22 protein-coding genes are annotated in these 23,898 nt (G+C 72.7%); 11 read left to right on the top strand and 11 right to left on the bottom strand.

The window, feature by feature from the left end; translation table 11 throughout:
* Positions 1-70: 70 nt before the first annotated feature.
* Positions 71-1,612, top strand: a complete 1,542-nt coding sequence (locus tag ACFY3L_RS04220) for an Hsp70 family protein (RefSeq protein WP_389318538.1) — start codon at positions 71-73, stop codon at positions 1,610-1,612.
* Positions 1,613-1,681: 69 nt separating this feature from the next.
* On the opposite strand, the gene ACFY3L_RS04215 is transcribed toward ACFY3L_RS04220, so the two are convergent.
* Positions 1,682-2,233, bottom strand: a complete 552-nt coding sequence (locus ACFY3L_RS04215) for a LuxR family transcriptional regulator (protein ID WP_389318536.1) — start codon at positions 2,231-2,233, stop codon at positions 1,682-1,684.
* Positions 2,234-2,363: 130 nt separating this feature from the next.
* Positions 2,364-4,928 (bottom strand): LuxR C-terminal-related transcriptional regulator, encoded by a 2,565-nt coding sequence (locus ACFY3L_RS04210; RefSeq protein ID WP_389318534.1) that lies wholly within the window; start codon positions 4,926-4,928, stop codon positions 2,364-2,366.
* A 267-nt stretch (positions 4,929-5,195) separates the two neighbouring features.
* Here ACFY3L_RS04210 and ACFY3L_RS04205 point away from each other — a divergent pair, with 267 nt between their 5' ends.
* From ACFY3L_RS04205 to ACFY3L_RS04190, 4 genes are read left to right on the top strand one after another with little or no spacing between them, the layout of a single operon-like run.
* Positions 5,196-6,707 carry a dynamin family protein gene (locus tag ACFY3L_RS04205; protein ID WP_389318532.1) on the top strand — a complete coding sequence of 504 codons (1,512 nt, stop codon included), beginning with the start codon at positions 5,196-5,198 and terminating at the stop codon, positions 6,705-6,707.
* A 25-nt stretch (positions 6,708-6,732) separates the two neighbouring features.
* Positions 6,733-7,536, top strand: a complete 804-nt coding sequence (locus ACFY3L_RS04200) for a nucleotide exchange factor GrpE (protein WP_389318530.1) — start codon at positions 6,733-6,735, stop codon at positions 7,534-7,536.
* The gene (locus tag ACFY3L_RS04195; protein ID WP_389318528.1) at positions 7,533-9,452 is read left to right on the top strand and encodes a dynamin family protein; all 1,920 of its coding nucleotides are present in this window, start codon (positions 7,533-7,535) and stop codon (positions 9,450-9,452) included. Before ACFY3L_RS04200 ends, ACFY3L_RS04195 begins: the two co-directional genes overlap by 4 nt.
* A gap of 12 nt (positions 9,453-9,464) precedes the next feature.
* Positions 9,465-10,181 carry a hypothetical protein gene (locus tag ACFY3L_RS04190; protein ID WP_389318527.1) on the top strand — a complete coding sequence of 239 codons (717 nt, stop codon included), beginning with the start codon at positions 9,465-9,467 and terminating at the stop codon, positions 10,179-10,181.
* A 128-nt stretch (positions 10,182-10,309) separates the two neighbouring features.
* On the opposite strand, the gene ACFY3L_RS04185 is transcribed toward ACFY3L_RS04190, so the two are convergent.
* Positions 10,310-12,256: a putative bifunctional diguanylate cyclase/phosphodiesterase gene (locus ACFY3L_RS04185; RefSeq protein WP_389318525.1), complete on the bottom strand. Its 1,947-nt coding sequence runs from the start codon at positions 12,254-12,256 to the stop codon at positions 10,310-10,312.
* Between the two features lie 116 nt (positions 12,257-12,372).
* Between ACFY3L_RS04185 and ACFY3L_RS04180 the strand changes: the two genes are divergently transcribed.
* Positions 12,373-12,867 carry a GNAT family N-acetyltransferase gene (locus ACFY3L_RS04180; protein ID WP_389318523.1) on the top strand — a complete coding sequence of 165 codons (495 nt, stop codon included), beginning with the start codon at positions 12,373-12,375 and terminating at the stop codon, positions 12,865-12,867.
* Here the strand turns inward: ACFY3L_RS04180 and ACFY3L_RS04175 are convergent.
* The 7 genes from ACFY3L_RS04175 to ACFY3L_RS04145 form a co-directional block, all read right to left on the bottom strand.
* Positions 12,824-13,594 (bottom strand): lysophospholipid acyltransferase family protein, encoded by a 771-nt coding sequence (locus ACFY3L_RS04175; RefSeq protein ID WP_389319154.1) that lies wholly within the window; start codon positions 13,592-13,594, stop codon positions 12,824-12,826. The genes ACFY3L_RS04180 and ACFY3L_RS04175 overlap by 44 nt on opposite strands.
* Positions 13,595-13,879: 285 nt before the next feature.
* Positions 13,880-15,430 (bottom strand): murein biosynthesis integral membrane protein MurJ, encoded by a 1,551-nt coding sequence (gene murJ / locus ACFY3L_RS04170; protein ID WP_389319152.1) that lies wholly within the window; start codon positions 15,428-15,430, stop codon positions 13,880-13,882.
* 575 nt (positions 15,431-16,005) lie between these two features.
* Positions 16,006-16,848 carry a hypothetical protein gene (locus ACFY3L_RS04165; protein WP_389318521.1) on the bottom strand — a complete coding sequence of 281 codons (843 nt, stop codon included), beginning with the start codon at positions 16,846-16,848 and terminating at the stop codon, positions 16,006-16,008.
* Between the two features lie 95 nt (positions 16,849-16,943).
* Positions 16,944-17,336: a hypothetical protein gene (locus tag ACFY3L_RS04160; protein WP_389318519.1), complete on the bottom strand. Its 393-nt coding sequence runs from the start codon at positions 17,334-17,336 to the stop codon at positions 16,944-16,946.
* A 5-nt stretch (positions 17,337-17,341) separates the two neighbouring features.
* Positions 17,342-17,602, bottom strand: coding sequence for a hypothetical protein (locus ACFY3L_RS04155; RefSeq protein ID WP_389318517.1), 261 nt, complete (start codon positions 17,600-17,602; stop codon positions 17,342-17,344).
* Positions 17,603-17,709: 107 nt separating this feature from the next.
* Complete coding sequence (locus ACFY3L_RS04150) at positions 17,710-17,901, bottom strand: DUF6000 family protein (RefSeq protein ID WP_389318516.1); 192 nt, start codon at positions 17,899-17,901, stop codon at positions 17,710-17,712.
* Positions 17,888-18,142 carry a DUF6000 family protein gene (locus ACFY3L_RS04145; protein ID WP_389318514.1) on the bottom strand — a complete coding sequence of 85 codons (255 nt, stop codon included), beginning with the start codon at positions 18,140-18,142 and terminating at the stop codon, positions 17,888-17,890. Before ACFY3L_RS04145 ends, ACFY3L_RS04150 begins: the two co-directional genes overlap by 14 nt.
* Positions 18,143-18,222: 80 nt before the next feature.
* Here ACFY3L_RS04145 and coaD point away from each other — a divergent pair, with 80 nt between their 5' ends.
* From coaD to ACFY3L_RS04130, 3 genes are all read left to right on the top strand, one after another.
* Positions 18,223-18,660 carry a pantetheine-phosphate adenylyltransferase gene (gene coaD, locus ACFY3L_RS04140; protein WP_389318512.1) on the top strand — a complete coding sequence of 146 codons (438 nt, stop codon included), beginning with the start codon at positions 18,223-18,225 and terminating at the stop codon, positions 18,658-18,660.
* A 274-nt stretch (positions 18,661-18,934) separates the two neighbouring features.
* Positions 18,935-19,330, top strand: coding sequence for a hypothetical protein (locus ACFY3L_RS04135; RefSeq protein WP_389318510.1), 396 nt, complete (start codon positions 18,935-18,937; stop codon positions 19,328-19,330).
* Between the two features lie 619 nt (positions 19,331-19,949).
* Entirely contained in the window at positions 19,950-20,765 is an 816-nt protein-coding gene (locus tag ACFY3L_RS04130) for a transglutaminase domain-containing protein (protein WP_389318508.1), read from the top strand.
* 348 nt (positions 20,766-21,113) lie between these two features.
* Here the strand turns inward: ACFY3L_RS04130 and ACFY3L_RS04125 are convergent, their stop codons facing one another.
* On the bottom strand, positions 21,114-22,310 hold the full coding sequence (locus ACFY3L_RS04125; RefSeq protein WP_389318506.1) for an erythromycin esterase family protein: 1,197 nt from the start codon (positions 22,308-22,310) through the stop codon (positions 21,114-21,116).
* Positions 22,311-22,369: 59 nt separating this feature from the next.
* On the opposite strand from ACFY3L_RS04125, the gene ACFY3L_RS04120 reads away from it, so the two are divergent.
* Entirely contained in the window at positions 22,370-23,068 is a 699-nt protein-coding gene (locus ACFY3L_RS04120) for a TioE family transcriptional regulator (RefSeq protein ID WP_389319150.1), read from the top strand.
* Between the two features lie 42 nt (positions 23,069-23,110).
* Positions 23,111-23,782, top strand: coding sequence for a class I SAM-dependent methyltransferase (locus tag ACFY3L_RS04115; protein ID WP_389318504.1), 672 nt, complete (start codon positions 23,111-23,113; stop codon positions 23,780-23,782).
* The last annotated feature ends 116 nt before the right edge of the window (positions 23,783-23,898 follow it).

Below are 23,898 nucleotides of genomic sequence, written 5' to 3'. Positions count from 1 at the left end.
CTGACACGAGACTGTCGGCAGGCTTGCCGGGCGACGCGGAGTGTGGATCTGTACGGGTAGGGTGACGCACATGCGCGTGCTCGGCATCGACTTCGGCACGTCGAACACGGTCGCGATGGTCCGGACCCCGGACTCTCGGATGCGGCCGCTGCTGTTCGACGGTTCTCCTTTGCTGCCCTCTGCTCTGTACTTCAACACCGACGGGAAAGTGCTGGTCGGCCGGGATGCCGAGCGCAACGCGCGCCTCGACCCGGCCCGGTTCGAACCGAACCCGAAGCGTCGCATCGACGACGGTGAGGTGTTCATCGGTGACCATCCGATGCCGGTGCCGCGACTGTTCGCGCACGTGCTGTCGCTGGTCAACACCGAGGCCCGCCGGCAGCTCGGCGCCGCCCCGGACGAGGTGCGGATGACGCACCCGGCGCGGTGGGGTGAGCGGCGCCGGTCGGCGCTGGTCGAGGCGGCCCGTATCTCCGGGCTCGGCAACCCGCGGCTGATCGCGGAGCCGGTCGGTGCCGCGTCGTACTTCACGGCGGTCCTCGGGTCGGCGGTGCCGGTCGGTCGGTCCCTGGCGATCTACGACCTCGGTGGTGGGACGTTCGACGCGACCGTCGTGCGGCGCACCCAGGCCGGGTTCGAGGTCCTCGCCGAGGACGGCCTGCCCGACGTCGGTGGCCTCGACTTCGACCACGCGATCGTCGAGCACCTCGGCAAGGTGTACTCCGAAAGCCACGCGCAGAAGTGGGCGTCGATCGCGAACCCGTCCGACGCGAACGCGCGCCGGCAGCGGCGGCTGCTGTACGAGGACGTCCGCGGCGCGAAGGAGATGCTGTCGCGGACCGCGTCGACGGACATCCACCTGCCGTCGCTGGAGGTGGACGCGCACCTGACGCGGGAGGAGCTGGAAGGGCTCGTCAAGCCGTACCTGGAGCGGACCGTGTCGTGTCTGCGGCGGGCGATCGAGTCCGCGCGGCTGCAGCCGAAGGACCTCGTCGGGATCTTCCTCGTCGGCGGGTCGTCCCGGATCCCGCTCGCGGCGCACCTGATCCACACGGAGCTGGGGGTGGCGCCGACGACCCTGGAGCAGCCGGAGACCGTCGTCGTGGAGGGCGCGTTGTGCATCGGGGCGCCGTCGGCGCCGGCCCGCGCGTCCGGGATGCCACGCACGACGACGCCTCCGCCGCCGCAGCAGCCTCAGCAGCAGCGGCCGGTGTCGGCGGTGCCGGTGTCCCCGGGGATGAACCGCCCGCCGATGCAGCCGCCGCCGGTGCAGCTCGTCCGGCAGCAGCCGCCGGTGCAGCTGACGCGGCAGGCACCGCCGCCCGTGCAGTTGGTGCGGCAGCAGCCGCCGGTCCAGCAGCCTCCGGTGCAGCTGACGCGGCAGGCACCGCCGCCCGTGCAGCAGCAGCCGTTCCGTCCGCCGGTGTCGCCGGCGCCGGTCCAGCAGCAGCCGGCGCGGCCGGGTCCGTTCCCGCCGCAGGTGACCCGCCCGGCGCCGGCGCCCGCGCCGCAGCCGGACGAGGGCGAGCGGAACTGGGTCGCGGTCATCGTCGTCGTGCTCGTGATCGTGGCGGTGCTGTTCGTGATCCTGCTGATGACCGCGTTCAACTGACCCGCAGACCGACAGAACGAGGGCCCGTCACGGATGTCCGTGGCGGGCCCTTCTGTGTGTGTGCTGGTGTCAGCCGCCTTCGCGTTTGATCCGCAGGTACGCGAGGACCGCCTCGCGGGTGGTGCGGACCCCGAGCGCCTCCCGGGCCTCCGCGATGCGCCGGTTCGCGGTCCGCAGCGACAGGAACTCCGCCGCGGCGGCGGCCGCGATCGTCTCACCGCCGGCGAGCCGGTCCAGCAGTGCCCGCTGCTCCGGGGCGAGCTGCGGGCCGCCGGTGCCGGGTTCGGGGCCGGTGCCGAGGTCCACGTCCGGGTCGGTGCTGACCGGGCCGATCCGGGCGAGGTCGGCGAGCAGCGCCCGGCCGATGTCGCCGCCGGCGTCGCAGATGGCGACGATCCCGGCGCCGCGGGCCGCGGCGAGCAGCGCCAGCTCGGCGGTGTCGGCCTCCGCGACCCGGCCGTAGAGGGCGAGCCGCGCGTCGGACACGTCCCACGCCTGGTCGGTGAGCGCGAACCCTTCCCGGGTGCTCCAGCCGGCGCGGGCGAGCCGGCGCAGCACGGTGGTGGCGTCGCCGCCGGACGCGACGACGTAGCGGGGTGCGTGAGCGGGGTCGCCCGCCATCAGCGGCCCTGACCGTTCACGTGACCAGTCGCGTGACCAGTCGCGTGGCCGGCCGGTCGGGGCGGTGCAGCGGGTGTCATCCGCCAACGATGCGGTGCGTGGGCGGCACCGCACAAGAGCACACCGATACTCATCCAAGTTCCTCGATTGCGAGTGCGGCGGCTTCGGTGCGGGTGCGGGCGCCGAGTTTCCGCATGCCGGAGCGGATGTGGGTTTCCACGGTCTCCCGGGAGATGCCGAGCTGCCCGGCGATCCGGCGGGTCGGTTCGCCGTTCGCGACGAGCCGCAGCACGTCACGTTCCCGGTCGGTGAGGTCGTCGCCGGCGCGGCGGCCGCGGGTGTCGCGGCGGATCGCGTGGCGGCGCAACGCCCGGCGGGTCCGGCCGAGCAGCACGACGAGCCCGGCCTCCTCGGCGAGCCGTTCGGCCTCCAGCAGCGGCGGCACGGCCCGTTCCGCGTCCTCCTCGAGGGTGCCCTGGGCGAGCAGGCACCGGACCTCCTCCCGGCGGGCGAGGTCGTGCCAGGCGGCTGCGGCGGTGGCGAACAGGTCCGGGGCCTTCCACGCGTCCAGGGTCGTCGCGACCGCGGCGAGGGGCCGGTCACCGCTGCCGGACACGCCGCCGAACCCTCCGTCGAACGCCGTGTCGCCGGCGTCGTACGCGGCCCACCGGGCGGTGATGCGGCGCAGCCCGTCCACGAGCGGCGGCGCGGGCACGTCACCGGCGCGGCCGATCGCATGGTCCGGCTGCCCGTCCAGCCACGCCGCCTCCCGCGTCACCCAGTCCAGGACCGGCCCGGTCGACGACGGACGGCCGGTGAGCGCGTCCAGCCGCGCCCGCGCGGGCGCGAGGAGCCCGCCGTCGGCCTCGGCGAGGCTGGCGGCGGCGACCGCGTAGCCGCGGGCGACCGCCGGGAGGGTCCGGTCGGTGAGGTCACCGGCACGGCGGACGACCTCGTCGATCTCGTCGCCGCGCAGCGCGTCGCACCACAGCTGCGCGGCGATGAACCGGGTCTGCCACGAGTAGGCGAGGTCACCGGCGCACGCCGCGGCCGCCGCGGCGGCGGCGCTGGACGCCTCGGTGAGCCTGGCGTCGGCGGTGAGGGTCTCCACGAGCAGCCACGCCGACCAGCGGGCGGCGAGGACGTCACCGGCCTGCCCGGCCGCGGACGCCGCCGACGCGAGACCGTACTCCCAGCCGGGGCGGCGGGTGCCGGCGCGGACGGCGGCGATCGCCGCCCGCAGCCCCGGATGGGCGGGCGCGTCACCGTGGACGTGCAGCAGCTCCTCGGCGCGGGTCAGCGCCGCGTCCGGGTCCCGGGCCAGGGTCGCGAGGAGCCGGATCCGGTCGCGGGCGCTGACGACCTCACCGGGTTCGCCGTCGCCGACGGTGGTGACGGCGTCTGCGGCGGCCACGGCGTTGCCCTGCTGCAGCAGGGCCTCACCGCGCAGGACGGCGCCGACCGCCCCGACCGCGGGGTCGGCGACGGCGTCGGCGGGCAGGACCCGCAGGCACGAGCCGGGCCGGCCGGCGGCGAGCGCCGCCCGGGCCGCGTCCAGGCGCACGTCCGCGGCCGGGGTCACACCGGGCAGGTCACAGGCGAGCAGCAGCAGCTCCGCGCGTTCACCCGTCGACGCGGCCGTCCGGGCGGCGCGGACCGCGACCTGGTACGCGTCGCTGTGCGCGCCGGCGGCGGCGAGATGCCGGGCCGCCTCCCGCGGCGGGACCAGACCGGCGAGCCGCCGGTGCAACGCGACCCGCTCCGCAGGCTCGAGGAGACCGGCGGCGACCTCCGCCGTGTACGGGGACACGGGCGCGGCGATCCCGGCGGCGTCGACCTCGACGAGACCGGTCGCGGTGAGCTCCGTGATGCCCTCACCGAGGACGGTCGCGGTGACCGGCCGGCCGAGCAGGCCGAGCGCGGCCATCGCGGTGCGGGCGGGACGGTTGAGGTCGGCGAGGGCACCGGCGACCGTGTACGCGAGACCCTTGTCGGAGTCGAGGGGGGTGCCGCCCTGCGCGACGTGCTTCGCGATCGCGGTCACGGCGAGCGGGACCCCACCGGCGCGGCGCACGACGTCGGCGACGACGGCGGTGGTGGCGCCGGGCGCGATCTGCCTGACGAGCGCGGCGGCGGCGTCCGCGGGCATCGCCGGCACGTTCAGCCACGCAGCAGCCGCGGCCCGCAGGACCTGTTCGGCGTCGCCGGGCAGCCGGTGCGGCGTACGTAACGTGACGGCTATCCGACAGTGCTCGGCGATCGCGGGCAACGCCGCCACCGTCAACGGATCCGCCCACTGCAGGTCGTCGAGCAGCAGCAGACCGTGACGGACCCGGGAACGGACGGCCTCGGCGAGCAGCGGCGCCTCATGTGACGGCAGTCGCACCCGCACCGCCCGTGACAGCGGCAACGCGGGCACACCACGCAGCATCGCGAGGGCACCACCGGCGAACACGGTGCCGCGGAACGTCTCACCGAGCCGTTTCAGCACCGTGGAGCGGCCCGTGCCGGGCGCGCCCGCGATGACCACCAGACCGGGGTTACGCAGGGCGTCGACCGCCGCCGCGACCAGGTCGGCGGGCGGCCACACGGCGGCACCCACCGTCGCCCGCCCAGCCGACATCCCGGCCGGCACCGCAGCCGGGATCGCGGCCGGTACACCGGCGACTGGCTCGTCAGTCGGTGCCTCAGGCACTTCTCGCCTCCATTCGTGGCACGAACATGGGATCCTGCGCGCGCAGGATATTCGTAATGTGTGTGCCGTACGTGCGTGACATGACGGTTCTGATTCCACCCGGGAGCGAGTAATGAGCGAGGACCACCCCTTGGAACCCCGAGGGTACGTCGGCATTCTGGCTGAACACACCGGCCTCGCGCAGTCGGTGATCAGTCTCCCCGGCGACGTATCCGCGCCCGGTTCAGGGCTCGTGCCCGGCCGCACCGTGGTCCAGGGCTGACGGGCGTGGCTCCAGGACCACTCAGCTCCCGGGTCGCGGACCTGTGCGCCGAGGTCGGCAACCGGCTCGGCGGCGGCGCCCAGGCACAGGTCGTCGACGTGCGCCGGCGGCTCGGTGAGCCGCTGCGGGTCGCGATCGCGGGCCGGCTCAAATCGGGCAAGTCGACGCTCGTCAACGCGCTCATCGGCCGCCGGGTCGCCCCGACCGAGGTCGGCGAGTGCACCCGCATCGTGACCCAGTTCCGGTACGGCACGTCCGACCGGGTCGACGTCGTGAAACGCAACGGCGCCCGGGTCAGCCTGCCGCTGGACGAGGCCGGCATGATCCCGCAGCGGCTCGGCGTCGCCCGCCACGAGGTCGCGTACGTGGACGTGACCCTCACCAGCGACCACCTGCGGGACCTCACCGTCGTCGACACGCCCGGCCTGTCCAGCGCGAACACGGCCGTGTCGGACCAGGCACGCCGGTTCCTGTTCTCCGAGGCGCCGATCGACGACGACCTCGACTCCGACTCCGCCGGCGCCCTGTCCGGCGCGGAAGCGATCATCTACGTGTTCACGCAGTCGGTGCGTGAGGACGACGTGCAGGCGCTGGAGGCGTTCCGGTCGATCTCCGCCCGGCTGTCCAGCAACCCGATCAACTCCCTCGGCCTGTTCAACAAGGTCGACAAGCTCGCCGGCGGCGGGCAGGACCCGTGGCCGATCGTCGCGCCGCTCGCCGGCGACCAGTCGAAGGTGCTGCGCCGGGTGGTGTCCGACGTCGTCCCCGTGGTCGGGCTGCTCGCCGAGACGACCGAAGCCGGCCGGCTGACCGCGGCGGACTGCGAGGCGCTGCGGCAGCTCGCCGCGCTCCCGCAGGGCGAACGGACCGTGCTGCTCGCCTCCGTCGACCTGTTCACGACCCGTGAATGCGGCATCACCCGCGAGTCGCGGGAGCGGCTGCTGCGGCTGCTGGACCTGTACGGGATCTCGTTCGCGATCGCGCAGCTGGTGAACAAGCCGAACCTCGCCACCGGTGAGCTCGTCCGGATGCTGTTCCAGGCGTCCGGGTTCCCGCGGCTGCGGCAGACCCTCGACCACGCGTTCCGGTGGCGCACCGACGCGATCAAGGCCGGGTGGGCGCTGTCGAGCCTGGAGAAGATCGCCAGCCACGCCGAACGGCCCCACGACCGGGAACTGCTCCGCGACGCGATCGAACGGGTCCTGCAGCAGCCGGAGTCGCACCGGCTGCGCCTGCTCGAAGTCGCGCAGCTCGTCACGACCGGCGCCGTGGACCTGCCCGACCAGATGGAAGGCGAACTGACCCGCCTCGCCCTGTCCAACGACCCCGGCTGGATCCTGAACCTGCAGGGCTCCGACCGTGACCAGATGGTCCGCGCCGCGTTGGACGCCGCGACCCGCTGGCGCGCCTACGCCGTCGCCGGTGCCAGCCCGTCCCAGTCGCGGGTCGCGCTCGTCGCGCACCGCGGCTTCTACCTGCTGTCCCAACGTATCCGTGGCCAAGCCCGTGTCAACTGAAGGCACCTACCCCCAGGAGCCGGGAATGCTCTCGTCCAACAACAGCCTGCGCCTCGTCGCCGTGGCTGTTGCCCTGATCGTCGCCGTGCTCACCGGCGTCGCGACCGGTCTGCTCAGCGGCGGCCCCGACTGCCCGGCGGTGCCGGCGCAGACGGCCGCCACGACCGCGCCGCCGCCGGCGCCGACGACCGCGAACGGCGGCGCCGGCATCGGTGACTCCATCGGCGGCGGCGGTGGCGCCCCCGAGCAGCCGCCGAAACAGCAGCCGACGACCCACGCGGCGCAGGTCGTGCAGGCAGCGACCCCGGCGTGCACGACCCGGGAGACGTTCGGGGTGACCGCGGCGGCGACCGCGTTCGTCGGGGCGTTGCTCGTCGGTGCGGCGCTGCTGCTGCTCCTGCTGCTGTCCTCCCGCGGCCCCCGGCAGGTGCAGGTCCCCGTCGCCGTCCCCAACGGTGCCGGACCCGCCGACCAGGACCGGCGGGCGCTGGTGCAGGCGTGCATCTACGTCCGGGACCGGGTCACGTCCAAAGCGCTCGGCGACCGGCTCGGCGCCGCCCTGCAGGAGGCCGGCGTCACCACCCTCGAACCGACCGGGGTCCGGTTCGACCCGGCACACCACGAAGCCGGCGGCGCCGCCCCCAGCAACGACCCGGCGCTGATCGGGTCGATCGCCGCCGTCGAGGTCCCCGGCTACCTCGACCGGGACGGGCGGGTGCTGCGCGCCCCGATCGTCACCGTGTACCAGGCGGCCCGGAACCCGGGCGGGCCGACCGGCGCCCACCCGACCGTCCCGCAGAACAACCAGCACAGGGAGCAGCCACGATGACGTCGACCGAGAACGCGGCGCCTCCCGCGAACGGCAAGCCGAAACCCCCGAGCCCCGAGGCGGCGCTCGGCAAGCTGCTGAAGGCCGGCGTCGACGGGTCCCTCGCCTACCTGCGCAAGATCGACCCGGACGCGGCCGCGGACGTCGACACCGAACGCCGCCGCGAAGTGCAGCGGCCCCGCATCGTCGTGGTCGGTGAGACGAAACGCGGCAAGAGCAGCCTCACGAACATGCTGATGGGCGTGCCGAACCTGTCGCCGGTCGACGCGGCCGTCGCCACCGCCTCCTACCTGGAGTTCACCCACAACCCGCAGCACGGCGCCCGCGCGTACGTGCCGGGCCGGGAGGACCCGATCCCGATCAACCTCGGTGACCTGCGCGACTGGGGCACCGTCCTCGGCCGGCTCCCCGACGGGATGCGCCCGCCGCGGCGGATCGAGGTGCACCACTCGGCGCCGCTGCTGCAGTACCTGACGCTGACCGACACGCCCGGCACCGGCGGCCTCGACTCGATGCACGCCGAGGTCGCGATGGACGCCGTCGAACGCGCCACCGCGCTGCTGTTCGTCGTCGACTCGTCCTCACCGTTCTCCAAGCCGGAGATGAACTTCCTCATCGAGGCCAGCAAGAAGGTCAACTTCGTGCTGTTCGCGTTGACGAAGGTCGACGCGTACCCGGGGTGGCGCACGATCCTCGCCGACAACAAGGGGCAGCTGCAGACGCACGCGCCCCGGTTCGGGTCCGCGCCCTGGTTCCCGGTGTCCGCGCGGCTCGCGGAGCTGGCGATGACACTGCCGAAGGAGTCCGCGGGGGAGCTGATCCGCGAGTCGCGGATCGCGGAGCTGCAGCACGCGCTGATCGACCTGGCGAAGAAGGGGCACCTGCTGCAGCAGGCGAACGTGCTGCGGTCCGTGCGGTCCGAGTACATCCGCATCGACCAGGAGCTCGGCGACCGGATGAAGGCGACCGACCCGGACCCGAAGGACGCCGAACGGGCCAAGGAGGAACGCGCGCAGGTCGCGACCCGCAAACGCACCGAGTCCCGGCAGTGGTCCCTCGCCCTGTCCACCGAGACGCAGCGGGCCCGCGTCGAGGCGACCACCAGGCTGCGCTCGTACATGACGCAGCTGCAGGAACAGTTCATGGAGAAGATCGACAAGGGGGGCCGCAGCGACATCAGCGAGCTGCCCGCGGAGGTCGACAAGGCCCTGTACGCGCTGTCGGTGCGCCTCTCCCACGACCTGGAGTTCCGGTTCCGCAAGGTCGGTGAGCGGGTCCTCGCGCAGGTGTTCCACCCCAACGAGCTGCAGCACGTGCTGCGGCAGCTCAACGCGAAGCTGCGGCACGCGCTCGGCACGAAACCCCGCCGGGACGGCGGCGGCGGCGACGGCGCCATGGTCGTCATGTCGTCGGCCGGTATGGCGATGATGGCCGGCCGCGGCGCGATGGCCGGTGCCGGCGCGATCGGTCTCGCCGGCGTCGCCGGTGCCGGGCTCGTCATCCCCGTCATCGGTATCGGCCTCGGCCTCGCCGCCGGCGCGTACATGATCTTCAAGCGGAAGAGCATGACCGACAAGCAGCAGACCCGCACCTGGCTGCGGGAGGTCCTCGGCGAAGCCCGGGCCGCGCTGTCCGACGAGATCATGCACCGGTTCACGGACCTGCAGTACGCGCTGACCCTCGCCCTCGACGAGGCGATCGAACGGCGGCTCAAGCAGCTCGACGCGCACATCGCCAACATCGACAAGTCCCTCGCGGAGGACAAGGCGGAACGCGCGAAGCGCAAGGCGGCGCTGAACACGGAACGGGAAGCGCTGCGCGCCCGCATCAAACAGGTTGACGAGGTCCTCGTGCGGGTACGGGCACTGACGCCGAACGCACCCGCGGACGCGGCCGACGCACCGGCCGAAGCGTAAGGGGGTTGGATCATGGACGGGCACTGGGAATGGTCGGAGTCCGGGGACGAACCGGACACCGGTGACACCGCCGACCTCAGCGGCGGCCACACCGGCAGCGGCTTCGAACACGGCTTCGAGCAGGGGTTCGGTGACGGTCACACGTTCGGCGACCCCGGGTTCGACGGGCACGACGACTACACCGCACTCGGCGACGGGCACGACAGCCACAGCGCCGACGACCTGGAGGAGCCGCTCGGCACCGAGCACGCCGCCGACGACTACGACCAGTCCGTCCACCATGAGGACACCTCGGACGCCTCGGACGCCCACTTCGAGGGGGCGGACGGCGACCCGGCCCAGCACGCCGAGTTCGAACCCCTCGCCGACCACCACACCGAGGTGGACGTCGACGCGGACGGCGGGGCGGAGCCGTTCGGCAGCGACCCGGACCTGCACAGCGACACCGACGGCTGGCCCGGGCACACGTTCCCGGAGGAGCTGCACCTGGACAGCCCACCCGAGCCTGTCGACGGGTTCCCGTGGACCGACGCCGACGTCCTCGGCGGCCCCGACCACACGGCGGCCGCGTACGACCCGGCCGTGACCACGGACCCGGCGAGCCCGGCGGACCTGGCCGCGTACGACGGCACGCACGTCCCGGCGGGCACGGACCCGTGGTCGCCGCTGCTGGGCTCCGACGACCCGGCGACCAGCTCCCTCGCCGGGTTCTGGGCCCCGCACACGTAAACCGGGTCTCGCACAGCAGTTCCCGCGCAGTTCCCGCGCAGTCCTTCGCAGGACGCGGAAGGCCCGCCACGGTCGTCGTGGCGGGCCTTCGCCGTTCGCTGCCGTTTGTCGTTCGGTGCCTTTGTCGTTCAGCGGGCCGGGGCCGGCTGCAGCCACGGCCGCAGATGGTCGGCCGGCTCCGGACGCGCGTAGTGGTACCCCTGCGCGATGTCACACCCGAGCCGGCGCAGCGCCTCCACCTGACCCGCGTGCTCCACACCCTCCGCGACCACCGTCATCCCCAGGTTGTGCCCCAGGTCCACCGCGGACCGGACCAGGACCGCGTCGTCGTCGTCCACACCGGACAGGTTCACCACGAACGACCGGTCGATCTTCAGCTCGTCGACCGGCAGCTGCTTCAGGTACGCCATCGACGAGTAACCGGTGCCGTAGTCGTCGATCGACAACCGCACCCCGAGCCGGTGCAGCCCCCGCAGCGTCGCCGTCGCCAGGGCCGGGTTCGCCATCACCGCGCTCTCCGTCACCTCCAGCCGCAGCAGCCGCGCCGGCAACCGGTGCTCGGTGAGCAGCCCCTCGACCCGGTCCCGCAACGTCGGGTCCGTCAGGCACCGCGGCGACAGGTTCACCGCCACCGGCACCGCCCACCCCGCCGCCCGCCACGCCGACGCCTGCGCCACCGCCCGGCCCAGCACATGCGTCGTCAACAGGTTGATCAGGCCCGTGTTCTCCGCCATCGGCACGAACTCACCCGGCGCGACCAACCCCCGGGTCGGGTGATGCCACCTGACGAGCGCCTCCACCCCGCACAGCTCCCCGGACGCGAGCGCCACCTTCGGCTGGTAATACAGCACCAGCTCGTCCGCCTCGGCGAGCGCCCGGCGCAGGTCACCGAGCAGCAGCAGCCGGCTCGGCGGCGCCGCCGTCGTCGCCGGCTCGTACACGACAGCACCGTTCTTCGTGTCCTTCGCCGCGTACATGGCGACGTCCGCGGCCCGCAGCAGCTCGTCGGCCGCCGCCGCGGCGCCCGCACCCGGCTGCCGCACCGCGATCCCGATCGACGCCTCCACGTCCACCGTCACGTCCCGCAACGCGAAACTCTGATGCAGCCGCTCCTGCAACCTGCCGGCCAGCGCCCGGGCCCGGTCGACGTCGGCACCCGGCAGCAGCACCGCGAACTCGTCCCCGGACAACCTCGCGACCGTGTCCCCGGCCCGCACCTCACCCGTCAACCGCGCCGCCACCTGCACCAGCAGCTCATCACCGTACTGGTGGCCGAGCGTGTCGTTGACCTCCTTGAACCGGTCCAGGTCCAGCAGCATCACCGACAGCACCGCGTCCCGGGCCCGCATCGCCGCCTCGAGCCGCTCCGTGTACAGGGTCCGGTTCGGCAACCCCGTCAACGCGTCATGCCTGGCCGCGTGCTCATGCCGGTCCGCTTGCGCCATCATCGCGTTCTGGTACCGCACCACCAGCAGCCCCAGACCGATCAGCAGCACCGCACCCACCCCGACAGCGGTCAGCAGCGCACCGAACACCAGCGCCTCCACCCGGCGCAGCTCCGCGATCGCCGCCTCCGCGCGGCTCGCGTGCAGGTCCGCGGCCGCCTGGATCTCCGCGCTCAACTGGTAGAAGATCCGGTCCACGTCGGTGTTGTTGATCCTGGCCGCCTCGGCCATGTCCCCGTTGTCGACCGCGGCGAACACCTGCAGCACCGCATACCCGTACTCGTCGTGGACGTGCCGCAACCGCAGCGCCAGGTCCCGGTCCGTCGGCCCGCCCCGCGCCTCCACATCCTTCAACGCCGCGTGCAACGCCGCCCCCGCGATCGCGTGCCGCGCCCGCACCGCGTCGCCACGGTCCAGCCGGTACGTGCGCTCCAGGGACTCCTCTTCGGCGATCGCCTTGTTCGCCCGCGCGTACGCGTCGGACAACGCCGTCGACCGGGCGACCGTCTCCGCCGCGTGCCGGGTCCTGCCCACCCCCACCACACACAGCCCGGCCACCGACAACAGCACCACGATCACCCCACCGATCGCGAGCCGCCACCGCCCGCGGGTACGCGCCGACGCCTGCATCCGCTGCCCCCTGCCGCCGTGCCGCCCCGCCGATCTGGGCTGTCGTGTCCACGTCGGCGGGGCAGGGGAGCGGGGGAGCGGTTCACAGGAGCGTTCCGGTTGCGATACTGCCCGCCGTGACCCCCTGGACGCTCCGCCCCGCCCGCCCCGGCGACGCCACCGCGATCGCCGAGCTCCGCGCCGTCGTCCTGCGCCCCGACCTGACCAGGCTCGGCCGGTACGACCCGGTCCGGGTCCGGGAGCGGCTCCTCACCGCGTTCGCACCCCAGCACACGACGGTCATCGACGTCGCCGGCGCCGTCGCGGGCTGCGTCGCGCTGCGCCCCGCCGACGGGGAGCTCTGGCTGGAACACTTCTACCTACGGCCCGACCTGCACGGCCACGGGATCGGCAGCGCGGTGCTGCGCACCCAACTGGACCGCGCCGACACCGGCCGGCTGCCCGTGCGGCTCAACGTCCTGCAGGGCAGCGCCGCCCGCCGCCTGTACGAGCGGCACGGGTTCACCGTCACCGCCTCGGACCCGGTCGACGTCTACATGCTGCGACCAGCCACCGTCCCGCCGGCCGTCACCGGGCCGGGCGGTGCCGGCGCTGCGTCGACAACGGCCTGACCGGGTCCACGTACCGCGGCAGGCGCGGCTCGTCGACCCGCAGCTTGACGAGCTCCGCGGTGATCGCGTCGATGATCCGGTCCGTGGCCCGCTGCGCCGACCCCGACACCCCCGGATCCAGGTCGGACAGGTCGACCGGAGCACCGAAATGCACCCGCACCACCGGCCGGCGCAGCAGCGACCGGCCCAACGTCCGCACCGTCGGCCCGAACCCGCCCCACGCCGCCACCTCGTGCGCACCCCACTGCGCGACCGGCACCACCGGCACCCCGGTCCGCAACGCGATCCGCGCCATCCCCGTCTTCCCACGCTCCGGCCACATCCCCGGGTCGAGCGTGATCCGCCCCTCCGGGTACCCGAGCACATGCGACCCCACCGCGAGCGCGTCCGCGACCACCTCGACGGCGTTGCCGACGTCCGCCTGCCGCCGGTTGATCCGGATGTGCCCGGCCGCCCGCATCATCGACCCCACCACCGGCGCCCGGAACAACCCACCCGTCGCCATCAACCGCGGCGCCAACCGCACCACCCGGCACGCCGCGCTCATCGCCACCGGATCGAACGGCCCGATGTGGTTCACCGCGAACACCACCGGCCCGTTGCGCAGCTCGGCCGGCACGTCCCCGGTCACCCGCAGCCGCGCGACCGGCCGGACCACCTCCCGGGCCAGGACCAGCAGGAACCGCCACAGCCACGGCGCCCGCCACACCCGCCCAGCGGCGTCCACCGGTCGCACTTCCAGGTCGGCGACCGGCACGGCAACAGCGGGGGAGACGCTCACCTCACCGGCCGGCACACCCCGACCCGCCGCGAGATCCACCGTGCGGTCCGCCGTGCCCTGCTCCACGTCTGTCATTTCCTGCCACCGTCAACTGCGAACCGGACCATGGAACGGTAGCGCCGCCCCGCCACCACGCAAATCCCGCCGCCGGCCCTTTCCGCCCGGGCCGCCGGCACCGGGCGGCAGGCGATGACCGGCAATCCAGGAATCGGCAACCCTCAGAGCGGCCGGTCAACCCGCCCGGACGGTGCGCAGGAGCTGCCGCAACTCCGTGAGGCGCAGCATACGGCCGGCCACGACATACACGGCGACACCGACGACACCGGCCGCGGCGGACGTGACCAGCGCCGCACCGTACCCCGACGCGACCAGCGGCGGGCACACGACCACCGCCACCGCGGCGCAACCACCGGCCAGCCCGGCCGCGACCCCCACCCGCACATGCGTGCTGACGAGGCGCCGGCCGTCGATGCGCCCCAACCGGCGCCGCAGGACCGCGGCCGCCGCGACGAGACCCGCCGTGTACGCCACCGCATACGCGAGCGGCACCCCGACGACGATGTCCGCCCGCGGCAGCACCCGCGCCGCCGCGAAGCAGCCACCGACCCCGACGACCGTCACCCCGGCGGTGATCAGCGCCGGGGTCCTGGTGTCCTGCAGCGCGTAGAAGCCCCGCTGCAGGATCATGTACCCGGTGAACGGCACCAGCGCCACCCCGAACGCCGCCACCACCGCACCCAGCAGCGCGACCGCCGGCGGTGCGCTGCGCCCGTGCGAGAACAGCAGCGTCGCGATCTGCGGGCCGAGCACCAGCATCGCCGCCGCGACCGGAGCGAGCGCCACCACAGCGAGCCGCACCGCCCGGGACAGGTCCTCGGTGATCCGCGCGTGGTCCCGCCGCACCGCGTGACGGCTGAGCCTGGGCAGGATCGCCGTCATCACCGACACCGCCACCACCGCGAACGGCATCTGGAACACCGCGAACGCGTTCTGGTACGCGCTGACCCCACCCGGCCCGCCGAGCGACGCGACCCGCGTCGCCGCCACGATCAGCACCTGCGCCGCCACGACGGACACGAGCACCCAGCCACCGAGCCGCCCGATCCGCCGGATGCCGATGCCCCGCGGATCGAACCGCGGCCGCGGCACGAACCCGCTGCGCGCCAGCGCCCACACCACCAGCGCCATCTGACCGGCCACCCCGCCGGTCGTACCGACCGCCAGCACCAGCAGTTGCGGCCCGGTCAACGCGTCGATGCTCGTGCCGCCCCCGACCACCAGGTACACGACGCTGACCGCGATCACGATCACGCTGTTCACCAACGGCGCCCACATCGCCGCGGCGAACCGCCCCCGGATGTTGAGCACCGCACCGGCCGCCGCGCTGACGCCGTAGAACAGGATCTGCGGCAGGAAGAACCGGCTGAACACGACCGCCAGCGCACGCTCCTCACCGGTGAACCCCGGCGTGTACGCCCGCACCAGCCACGGCGCCGACACCATCGCCACCACCGTCACCGCCGCCAGCACGTACATCAGCAACGTCAGCAGCCGCTGCGCGTAGACGACCCCGTCGTCAGGCTCCGTGACCGCCGCCCTCGCGAGCAACGGCACGACCACGCTGGCCATCGCACCCCCGACCACCAGCTCGTAGACGGCGTTCGGCAGCGTGTTCGCCACGTTGTACCCGTCCAGCAGCCGGCTGCCCAGCCCCAGCGCGGACGCCAGCACCACCAGCCGCACGAACCCGGCGACCCGCGACACCAACGTCGCCACCGCCATCCCACGCCCCGCCCGCCCGACCGAACCCCCGTGCGCCATACCGCTCTTCATAGCGCACCGCCGCACCTGTCCCGGCTGCGCCTGTTGAAGGTCGCGCGGCCAGGCTCCTCTCACCATGCGCCGCGCTCACCAGCGGACGGGGCCGGTCGGTGGGGGGTGTGACTCGACGGTGTCTGTCGGTCCGCCGGGCTCGCGCCGCGTTTCCCGTCGCCGCAACCCTGCCGGAGAGCCCACGACCGACGCGGCGACCCGCGGCGGCGAGCGGCCGCCGAGCCGGGCGTCACACCGGCGCTCTCACGGTGACTCGTCCCCGGGCACGGCGTCCTGGCGTGCGGCGGGGGAGACCTCAACAGCGGCGTGCCCCAGCTCCGCCTCCACGCGACCATCGAGGCCACCCGGCAGCCGTTCCGCCACACGCGGGCAGGTCGATGCCGGACCAGGCATCCAGCGCCGGTCTCGGCATCCGTGGGCTGCGCCGGGCACCGACACGCGCGACGGCTGAGCCCGGCGCCGGGATCCGCTCCCACCACAGCGACAACTGGGAGCGGATCCGTCGTGTCACATCGGTCTTGTCGTCACTCGGCCTCGCGGAGCTCGGCCAGGCGAGCCTCTATCTCCGCCAGCTCCGCCCGCAGCCGCTCCGCCTGCGACTCGGCCTCGGCGCGGGCGGCGGACACGATCTCCTCGACCGCCTCGTGGACGCCGGGGACGTCGAGCATGCCGACCATCTTCAGCGCCTCGCTGGCCTTGATGACATACGGCTTCGCGAGGGACTTCGTGCCCTGGTTGGCGGCGACGGTCCACTCGCCGTCCGCATACGCCAGCGTCACCGTCAGCCCGGCCGGCGCCTTCGGCTTCGCGGCGGCCTTCTTCGCCGGAGTCGCCCGCGGCGCAGGCACCCCCGACGACTTCTCCACCGGCCCGCTGTCCTTGCCGCCGTCCTTCGCGTCCTTACCGGTGTCCTTCGCCGCAGTGTCCTTGGTGTCCTTGACGCTGTCGCCGGCGCTGCCGGCCCCGGCAGCCGACGGGCCGGACCCCGCGCTCGCGGGCGCCGCGTCGGCCTGGGCGTCGGCGCCGGGCAGGGCGGAGTCGGTGGGCTGCTCGACGGCGGGCGCGGCCACGGGGGTCTCCTCACGAGGGGCGGGAACGATCGGGGTGCGACGCGCCGGCGCCGCCTTCGGAGCCATCTTCAGGTCAGCGGGGGAGAAGGGCAGTTCGTCACGGCCGAACCGGACCACCACCCACTCCTCTGACAGTTCCGGGTCGGTCAGCTGCACGACCTGCCCGAGCTGCCCGGCGATCTGGCCGGCAGCCTCCGTGAACACCACCTTCGGCTTCCGGCCGGCCGCGAGGGTGTCCCGGATCTGCTCCAGCTCCACCGTCGACAAGCCCCCGGCCGCGGTCCGCGCGGCTACCATCGCACCCTCCTCAGTCGAACATGTGTACGGGAACGTTCTATCAGTCAGGTACGACATTTTCGAACGCGACACACCGTACGACATGGATCATGCGATCAGGGCAACTCGTCGATCTCCGCATACGGGTCCAGGGTCCGCAGCACCTCCGGCCGGTCCGTGACGATCGCCCAACCCGGGCGGGCCTGCGCACGGCGTACCACATGCGCGGCCGCGACCAGAGCGGGACCGCCCTCACCGGAGAGCAGCGCCCCGCTGTCCACCGCGTCCGCGGCGGTCAGGTCGTCCACGACCACCACCGGCAGGCTCAGCAGCACCTTGAGCACGTCATAGTCCTTGGGGGAGGTCTGCGCCCACGCCTCCGCGAGCGCCGCCGCCGGCACCGCCAGCACGACCCCCTGATCCACCGCATGCCACACGATCGCCGAACTGTACGGCGTGCCGGCCACGAACCCCAGGATCGCCGAACTGTCCAGGATGCGGCCGCCCACCGCGGTCACGACACCGGCCCGGCGGGTGCCACCCCCAGCACCTCACGCGCCCACGCGTGGTGCTCCGGGTCCATGCGCACCCCACGCCGCGCATACAACTCGTTCAGCGCCATGAGCGCCCGGTCCCGCGCCAGCCGGCCCCGGACCGCCTCGGCGACATACGCCGACACCGACTCCGCGCCACCCGCGTCCACGAACCGCCGCACGGCAGCGGCCTCATCGGCGGGCATCGTCACCGTGACCCGCTCCTTGCGCACTTCACGCATACACACACGGTACCGGCCGCATACGCCGATCACCTAGCGTCGCGTCACTCGCGCGGGGGACATCCATGTCCACCTGCGTCTTTCCGACACGTCCGTCCGGTATCGGTTCACGTTCCGTGATGCTTGTCTCCACCTTCCGCAGCCCCTGCAATGGCCGCGGCTGCGAACGCGCACACCCGCACCACCTGCGCCTTGCGCAGAGCCGGGTCGAACCGCTGCATGGCGGAGCGCTCCCACAGGCCTCCAGGGACGGTGAACGCCGCGGCCCGGTCCGTGCCACGCCGGTCATCGAGGTGCATCAGCGCACCCATCACCCAGAGCGGTCATCCGGGCCCGCCACTCGCTGTCGAGCAGCACACCGAGCTCGTGGTCGGTGATGGTGCGCGCGTCCGCCGCGAGTTCCGCGGCGAACCGGTCCCGTTCGCCGGTGTCGAGGCCGAGGCAGTTGCCGTGCAGCAGTTTGAGGTAGCGGCGGCCGGGGCTGACGTACCGGCGGATCGCGGTCATGAGTTCCGGGTCGCTGGGCTGCGGGTAGCGCATGGAAGTCCGTTCTCAGTGATGTTGAGCCACCCTGTTCATGGTCTGCCAGGAGGCTACTGAAGCGCAGGTAGCATGCGTTGATGTTTCCCGATGCTGCCGGCGATCCGCGAAGCTCGCGGGCTGTCTATCCCGGTACGTTCGACCCCTTCACTCTTGGTCATCGGGATCTTGTCGATCGGGCGCGGCGCTTGTTCGAACACGTAACGGTTCTGGTTGCGGTCAACGGCGAGAAGCAGCCCATCAAGACCGGTGCGGAACGCGCGCTGGACATCCGTGCCGCTCTGCCGGCGGACTGGGAAAACGTGACGGTCGCAGCCTGGAACGGGCTGACCGTTGCCTACTGTCAGCAGAACGGAGCAAGAGTGATGATCCGCGGCGTACGGAACGCCGGCGACGCGGTGCACGAGTCTCAGCTGGCAGCCATGAACAAGACGCTGGGCATCACGACCCTCTTCATGCCGACTCGGCCCGAACTGGCGATGATCTCCTCGACCGCGATCCGCGCGGCCGCGGCTTGACCGCGGCCGTCCGACAGGAACGCTCTGCTGTCCGTTGCCAACCAAACTGAGGTAGTCGATTCCGGCTGACCTGCGGTGCCTCAGATTGATTGGCAAGGCTGGAGTCCGGTTTGCCAATCAATCTGAGGCAAGTCGCAACGAGGGGGACGCCACCCGGCGCGGTCGACGTCCAAATTCGCTGGTCACGCAGGGTACGGCCCGTAAGGTCGGGCCGCGCGTTGCATGCGCGGATGCCCGCGCCCACCTCAGCGCCCCGCCGGGCATTATCAATGCCATGCTCGTCGAGGTGGAGAAGATCGCCAAGTTCCCATGGAGTCCTATTCTGGCCCAGGTCAGTACGCCCTTCGGGCGGACGGCGGTTCGCTGGTGCGGCGATCCGAACGCCGCCGCGGGGCAGCACCATGTCGAGTGGGAGATCGACGAGGAAATCGTCTGGGGCAAGAATGCCAAGCCGACCAGCGAGGCTGCTGCGGAGCTGCGACAAGGAGGTCACTGCGTGATCGTTCGTGGCCGGCTGGACGTCACCGTCGATGGCGCGGCGGTTCTGGATTTGGCTGGCACGGTGATCTTGCTGGACCTCGCCGTTCCAGTCCCCGCCGAGGTCGCAGGCACATGGGTCGAGCTGTTCATCCAGCGCGAAAACATCGCTCTGTACCCCTACAACCTTTGATCACGGACGTAGCCGCTCCGCCGTAGCGGCAATAGCTGCCGTCATTCACCGGGTGAGATGAGACGCATCGATCGCGGCATGGTCCTGCCGCCGTCGGGCGTCTCCCAGCCGACGACCGGGATCGAGTCGTGTCCCTCCTGCGTAAGGTGCGGGCTGCGGTGCAGCTGGAGCAGCTCGCCGAGGGGGGACCGTGGAGCCGATCGGCTGTGTTTGGGGTTGCGCATTGGCAAGCGGAGGCGCCGGCCCGCCTCGCGGGCGAACGGCCTTCGGGCGGAGAGGTCGCCGACGGTCAGGTCGCTCCAGGGTGGTGTGAGCAGGAGTTCCAGCAGCACGACCAGCTCGGGAAATTGCACCAGCGGGGGTGGCGGGCGGGCCGTGCAGGACGGCGTCGTTGACCGACAGGCACAGCACGTTGCGGAACGGGCGTTCGGTCCAGCGGCCATGCAGGACATGTTGACGTGCCGCCCAGCTGATGAGGACGTCCTCGGCGGCGTTACGGAGCTGGCCCGCGCTGCGCCGATCGGCCAGGACGTGATGACGGCCCTGGCACGATAAACGTTCGATAATCGACATTATGTCAACCTGAGTTCTGTCGTACCCCGGCGGTAGGGTCCTGGGCATGACGGGGATCGACTACAGCGGACCGGGACCACTCACCGACCTGTCGACAGTGCCCGGCGAAGCGCTCGCCGGGGTGCCCGGCGACGCCGACGGGATCTGTCGGCTCGCGCACACGCTGATCGTGCACCCCAACGAGACCGGCGACCTCGAGCTGCCCGGCGAACGGTTCGACGACAACCAGCTCCGGCACGCCGACCGGATCGTCCACGCGTTACTGCGCATGGACAGTGACCCGGTGCACGTGCCACGACCCGCCGAGCGGCGGGTGGTCGGCACCTGCCGGCACTTCGCGGTGCTGACGGTGGCGCTGCTGCGGTTGCGCGGGATTCCGGCGCGGGCCAGGTGCGGGTTCGCGACGTACTTCCAGGAGGGTCTCGGCCTGGACCACTGGGTCGTCGAGCACCACCGGGACGGGCGGTGGGTCCGCACCGACCCGGAGATCGTCGGCGGGACCGTGCTGCCGCACCCCGAGGACCTCGGCGAAGGGGTGTTCCTGACCGGCGGTGAGGCGTGGACGGCGTGGCGGGAGGGTCGTGTCGACGCGAGGAAGTTCGGTGTGGGCGGCACGGCGAACTTCGGGCCGGCGGAGATCCAGGGCAACGCGGTGCGGGACCTGGCCGCGCTCAACAAGGTCGAGCTGCTGCCGTGGGACGAGTGGGGCCGGATGGAGGCCGCGTACAAGGGTGAGACCGGCGCCGACTACGACGACCTCATGGACCGCATCGCCGACGTGACCCGTATGGACGATCCGGCTGCGGTCGTCGCGTTGTACGCACATGAGGACCTGCGAGTCCCGGAGGCGCTCATCCGGTAGACGAGGCGGTGTCCAGCACCAACTGAGCATCCGCGGAGGTCGGCCGCGGATACGTCGGCGACGCGCGTGAGGGTGCGTGACCGAGGTCGGGTTTCCGAGGTCCGTTACGAGCGTGGGTCGTTGCCCCTCCGCAGCGACGACAGCGCTGCGAGCGACGACAGCGCTACGGAGGGGCAACGACGGGCGCCGCACCAGAAGACGGTCTCCGGGTTCTGGCCGAGGTACGTCTGGCCGGGTGTTCTGGAGGGCTCTCCCCCGCCTCGGCGACGGTGCGGCGGACACACATGCGTTCCGGGGAAGCCGGCGGCGCGGGGCAGGTCGGTGGCGCTGACCCGCTCCCCCGGCGGGTCACTCCCCCGGGCCGGCCGCCGGCGGTGAGTCCTTGATGAAGACGATGCCGTCGGGGGCGGACTCGCCGGTCAGGTGGGCAGGGTCGAGCGGGAAGTAGCCGAACCACGGCGACACGCGGGCGGCCGGCGTCGTGTCGCCGAAGGTGGCGGCCAGGGCGCGCGGGTCGGCCAGGCACCGGTCCGATGGCATGCTGTAGAGATGCCCTTCGATGGTGTCGGTGGGTGGGGTGTGGACGCCGTGGTGGTGGATGGTGCCGAGGGCGGTGGTGAGGAACGCGTACCCGGAGCCGAGGTGGGTGGCGGCGATCGCGCCGGTGCTCGACCACGTCAGGTGCTGGTCGCCGAGGCGCATCGCCGGTTGGTGGCGTTGCAGGTGGAGGTTGTGGGCGTGGACGAGGACGGGGCCGCGGTCGGTGAGGGCGAGGAGGTTCGCGGCCATCATCGCGGCGCGGAGGCCGACGAGGCGGGGCATGCGGGCGGGGGTCCGGTCGGCCATCCAGTGGTGGTAGCGCAGCAGGCCGGTGGCGGTGCGCGCGTACAGGCGGGCCCGGTCCAGGCAGGTGCGGGACGGGAACGCAGGGGCGTGGGCGTCCAGGAGGGCGACCAGGTCGTCGCAGAGCAGGCGGAGCCTGGCGGCGTCGGGGGTCTGGCCGATGGACCGGGACGGGTCGAGCATCGCGGCCGGGTCCGTCCAGCGGTCCTCGGGGCCGAGCACCTCGTCGAGGTGGTCGGCGGGTGGCAGGAGCGCTGCCGGTACCGACGACGCCAACGCCGAATGGAGGGCGGTGACCGCCTGGTGCGGGGCGGCGGGGCCGGTGGTGAGCTCCAGGGGGCCGTCGATGCCGGCGAAGTGCAGGTGCTGCGACGGCGGCAGGTCGGCGTTGTGGGCGCGCATCCAGCGCACGAGGTCACGGTTCGGGGTGGCGGCGCCCCAGCCGTGGCTGAAGCCGTGGGTCATGGCGTCGTCGAGGGTGCCGGTGCCGGTGGTGACGTAGTCGTCGACGGCGAGGGCTTTCAGGCAGTCGGTCTCCAGGGCGATCGTCCGGAACGGCGTTGTGGTGGCGAGGTCGCGGAACAGGTCGTTGCGGACCTCGAGGAGGACGTCCTCGCCGTGGGTGGGTTCGCCGAGGGCGAGGATCCGCGGCGGTGCCGGCAGGAGGTGGTCGACGGAGGCGGCGGTGACGGGGTAGGTCATTGCGTCAACGGTATCGTTGCATCGACGGTTGAATCTTCGACGCGGTCTGGGCGGTGGGCGTGCCGGAAAAGTTTCAAAGGCCGGTCGATCTGGCGCGGGCGCATGGGTTGTCGACGCAGGCGATCCGCAACTATGAGGCCGCCGGGATCCTGCCCGACGCGGAGCGGACCGGCAGCGGGTACCGCAGGTACACGGCGCTGCACGCGGCGGCGTTGGACGCGTTCGTGGCGCTGGTGCCGGGGCACGGGCATCAGGCGGCGACGGAGATCCTGCGGGCGGTGCACCGGGGTGCGGTCGAGGACGCGTTGCGGATCGTCGACGAGGGGCACGCGCAGCTGCTGGAGGACCGGCGGACGGTGCAGGCGGTCGAGGCGGCGCTGCAGGACCTGCGGCCCGTGCCGCAGGGGCGCGGTGACACGTTCGTGGGGCCGTTGTCGCGGCGGATCGGGGTGCGGCCGGCGACGTTGCGCAAGTGGGAGCGGGCCGGTGTCGTGCAGCCGGGCCGGGACCCGAAGACGGGTTTTCGCGTGTACAGCGCGGCGGATGTGCGTGACGCGCTGCTGGCGCACCAGCTGCGGCGGGGCGGGTACCTGTTGCGGCAGGTCGCGCCGGTGATCGCGCAGGTACGGTCGGCCGGCAGCGTGGAGTCGCTGGAGGCGATGCTCGGTGACTGGCGGGGCAGGCTGACGGGCCGGAGCCGGGCGATGCTGGCGGGGGCGGCGGCGTTGGACGCGTACCTGCGGCTCAGAGCGGCATGAACCGCGGCATGAATTCAGGACGAGGCGAGGCGGGAGCGAGTGGTGGAGCGGGACGGGCTGGAGCCGCTGCTGGACGGGCAGTTGGCGTATTACCGGGCGCGGGCGCCGGAGTACGACGAGGTGTACGGGCAGCGGTCGTTCAGCTCGCTGACGGGTCTCGTCGACGAGCTGCCGGTCGGTGGTGACGTCCTGGAGCTGGCGTGCGGCACCGGTCAGTGGACGGTGCGGCTGGCCGGGCGTGCGGCGCGGCTGACGGCGGTCGACGGGGCACCGGAGATGCTCGACCTCGCGCGGCGGCGGCTGGCCAGGGAGGGCCTCACGGCCACGTTCGAGCAGGCGGACCTGTTTCGTTGGCGGCCGTCGCGCCGGTACGACACGGTGTTCTTCGCGTTCTGGCTGTCGCACGTGCCGCCGCGGCGGTTCGCCGGGTTCTGGTCGGCGGTCGCCGACGCGGTCCGGCCCGGCGGGCGGGTCGTGTTCGTGGACACGGGCACCGCGGAGCGGGTCACGGAGCGGGTGGCGCCCGGCGGCAGGGACACGGTGCTGCGCCGGCTGCGGGACGGCAGCGAGCACGAGGTCGTCAAACTCTTCCATGACGCCGCCGGGCTCGCTGCCGACCTGGCGAAACTGGGGTGGACTGCACAGGTGGACCCCACCGGCGACGGGTTCATCCGGGGGGTTGCTACGCTCACGGACAGGTCGGCACCGGACTAGGCACCCGGAGCCGGCACCGGTTCGGTGAGCGTGCTGGAGTCCGACCCAACACGCTCCCACCGCAAATCTTCCCCGGTCATGCTTTCCCGGTCAGGCTTCCCCGGTCAGGCTTCCCC

The organism is Dactylosporangium sp. NPDC000521 (assembly GCF_042898305.1).
GTDB lineage: Bacteria > Actinomycetota > Actinomycetes > Mycobacteriales > Micromonosporaceae > Dactylosporangium.
Note: the sequence above shows the minus strand (reverse complement) of the source record. Positions and strands in the feature narration are given on the sequence as shown.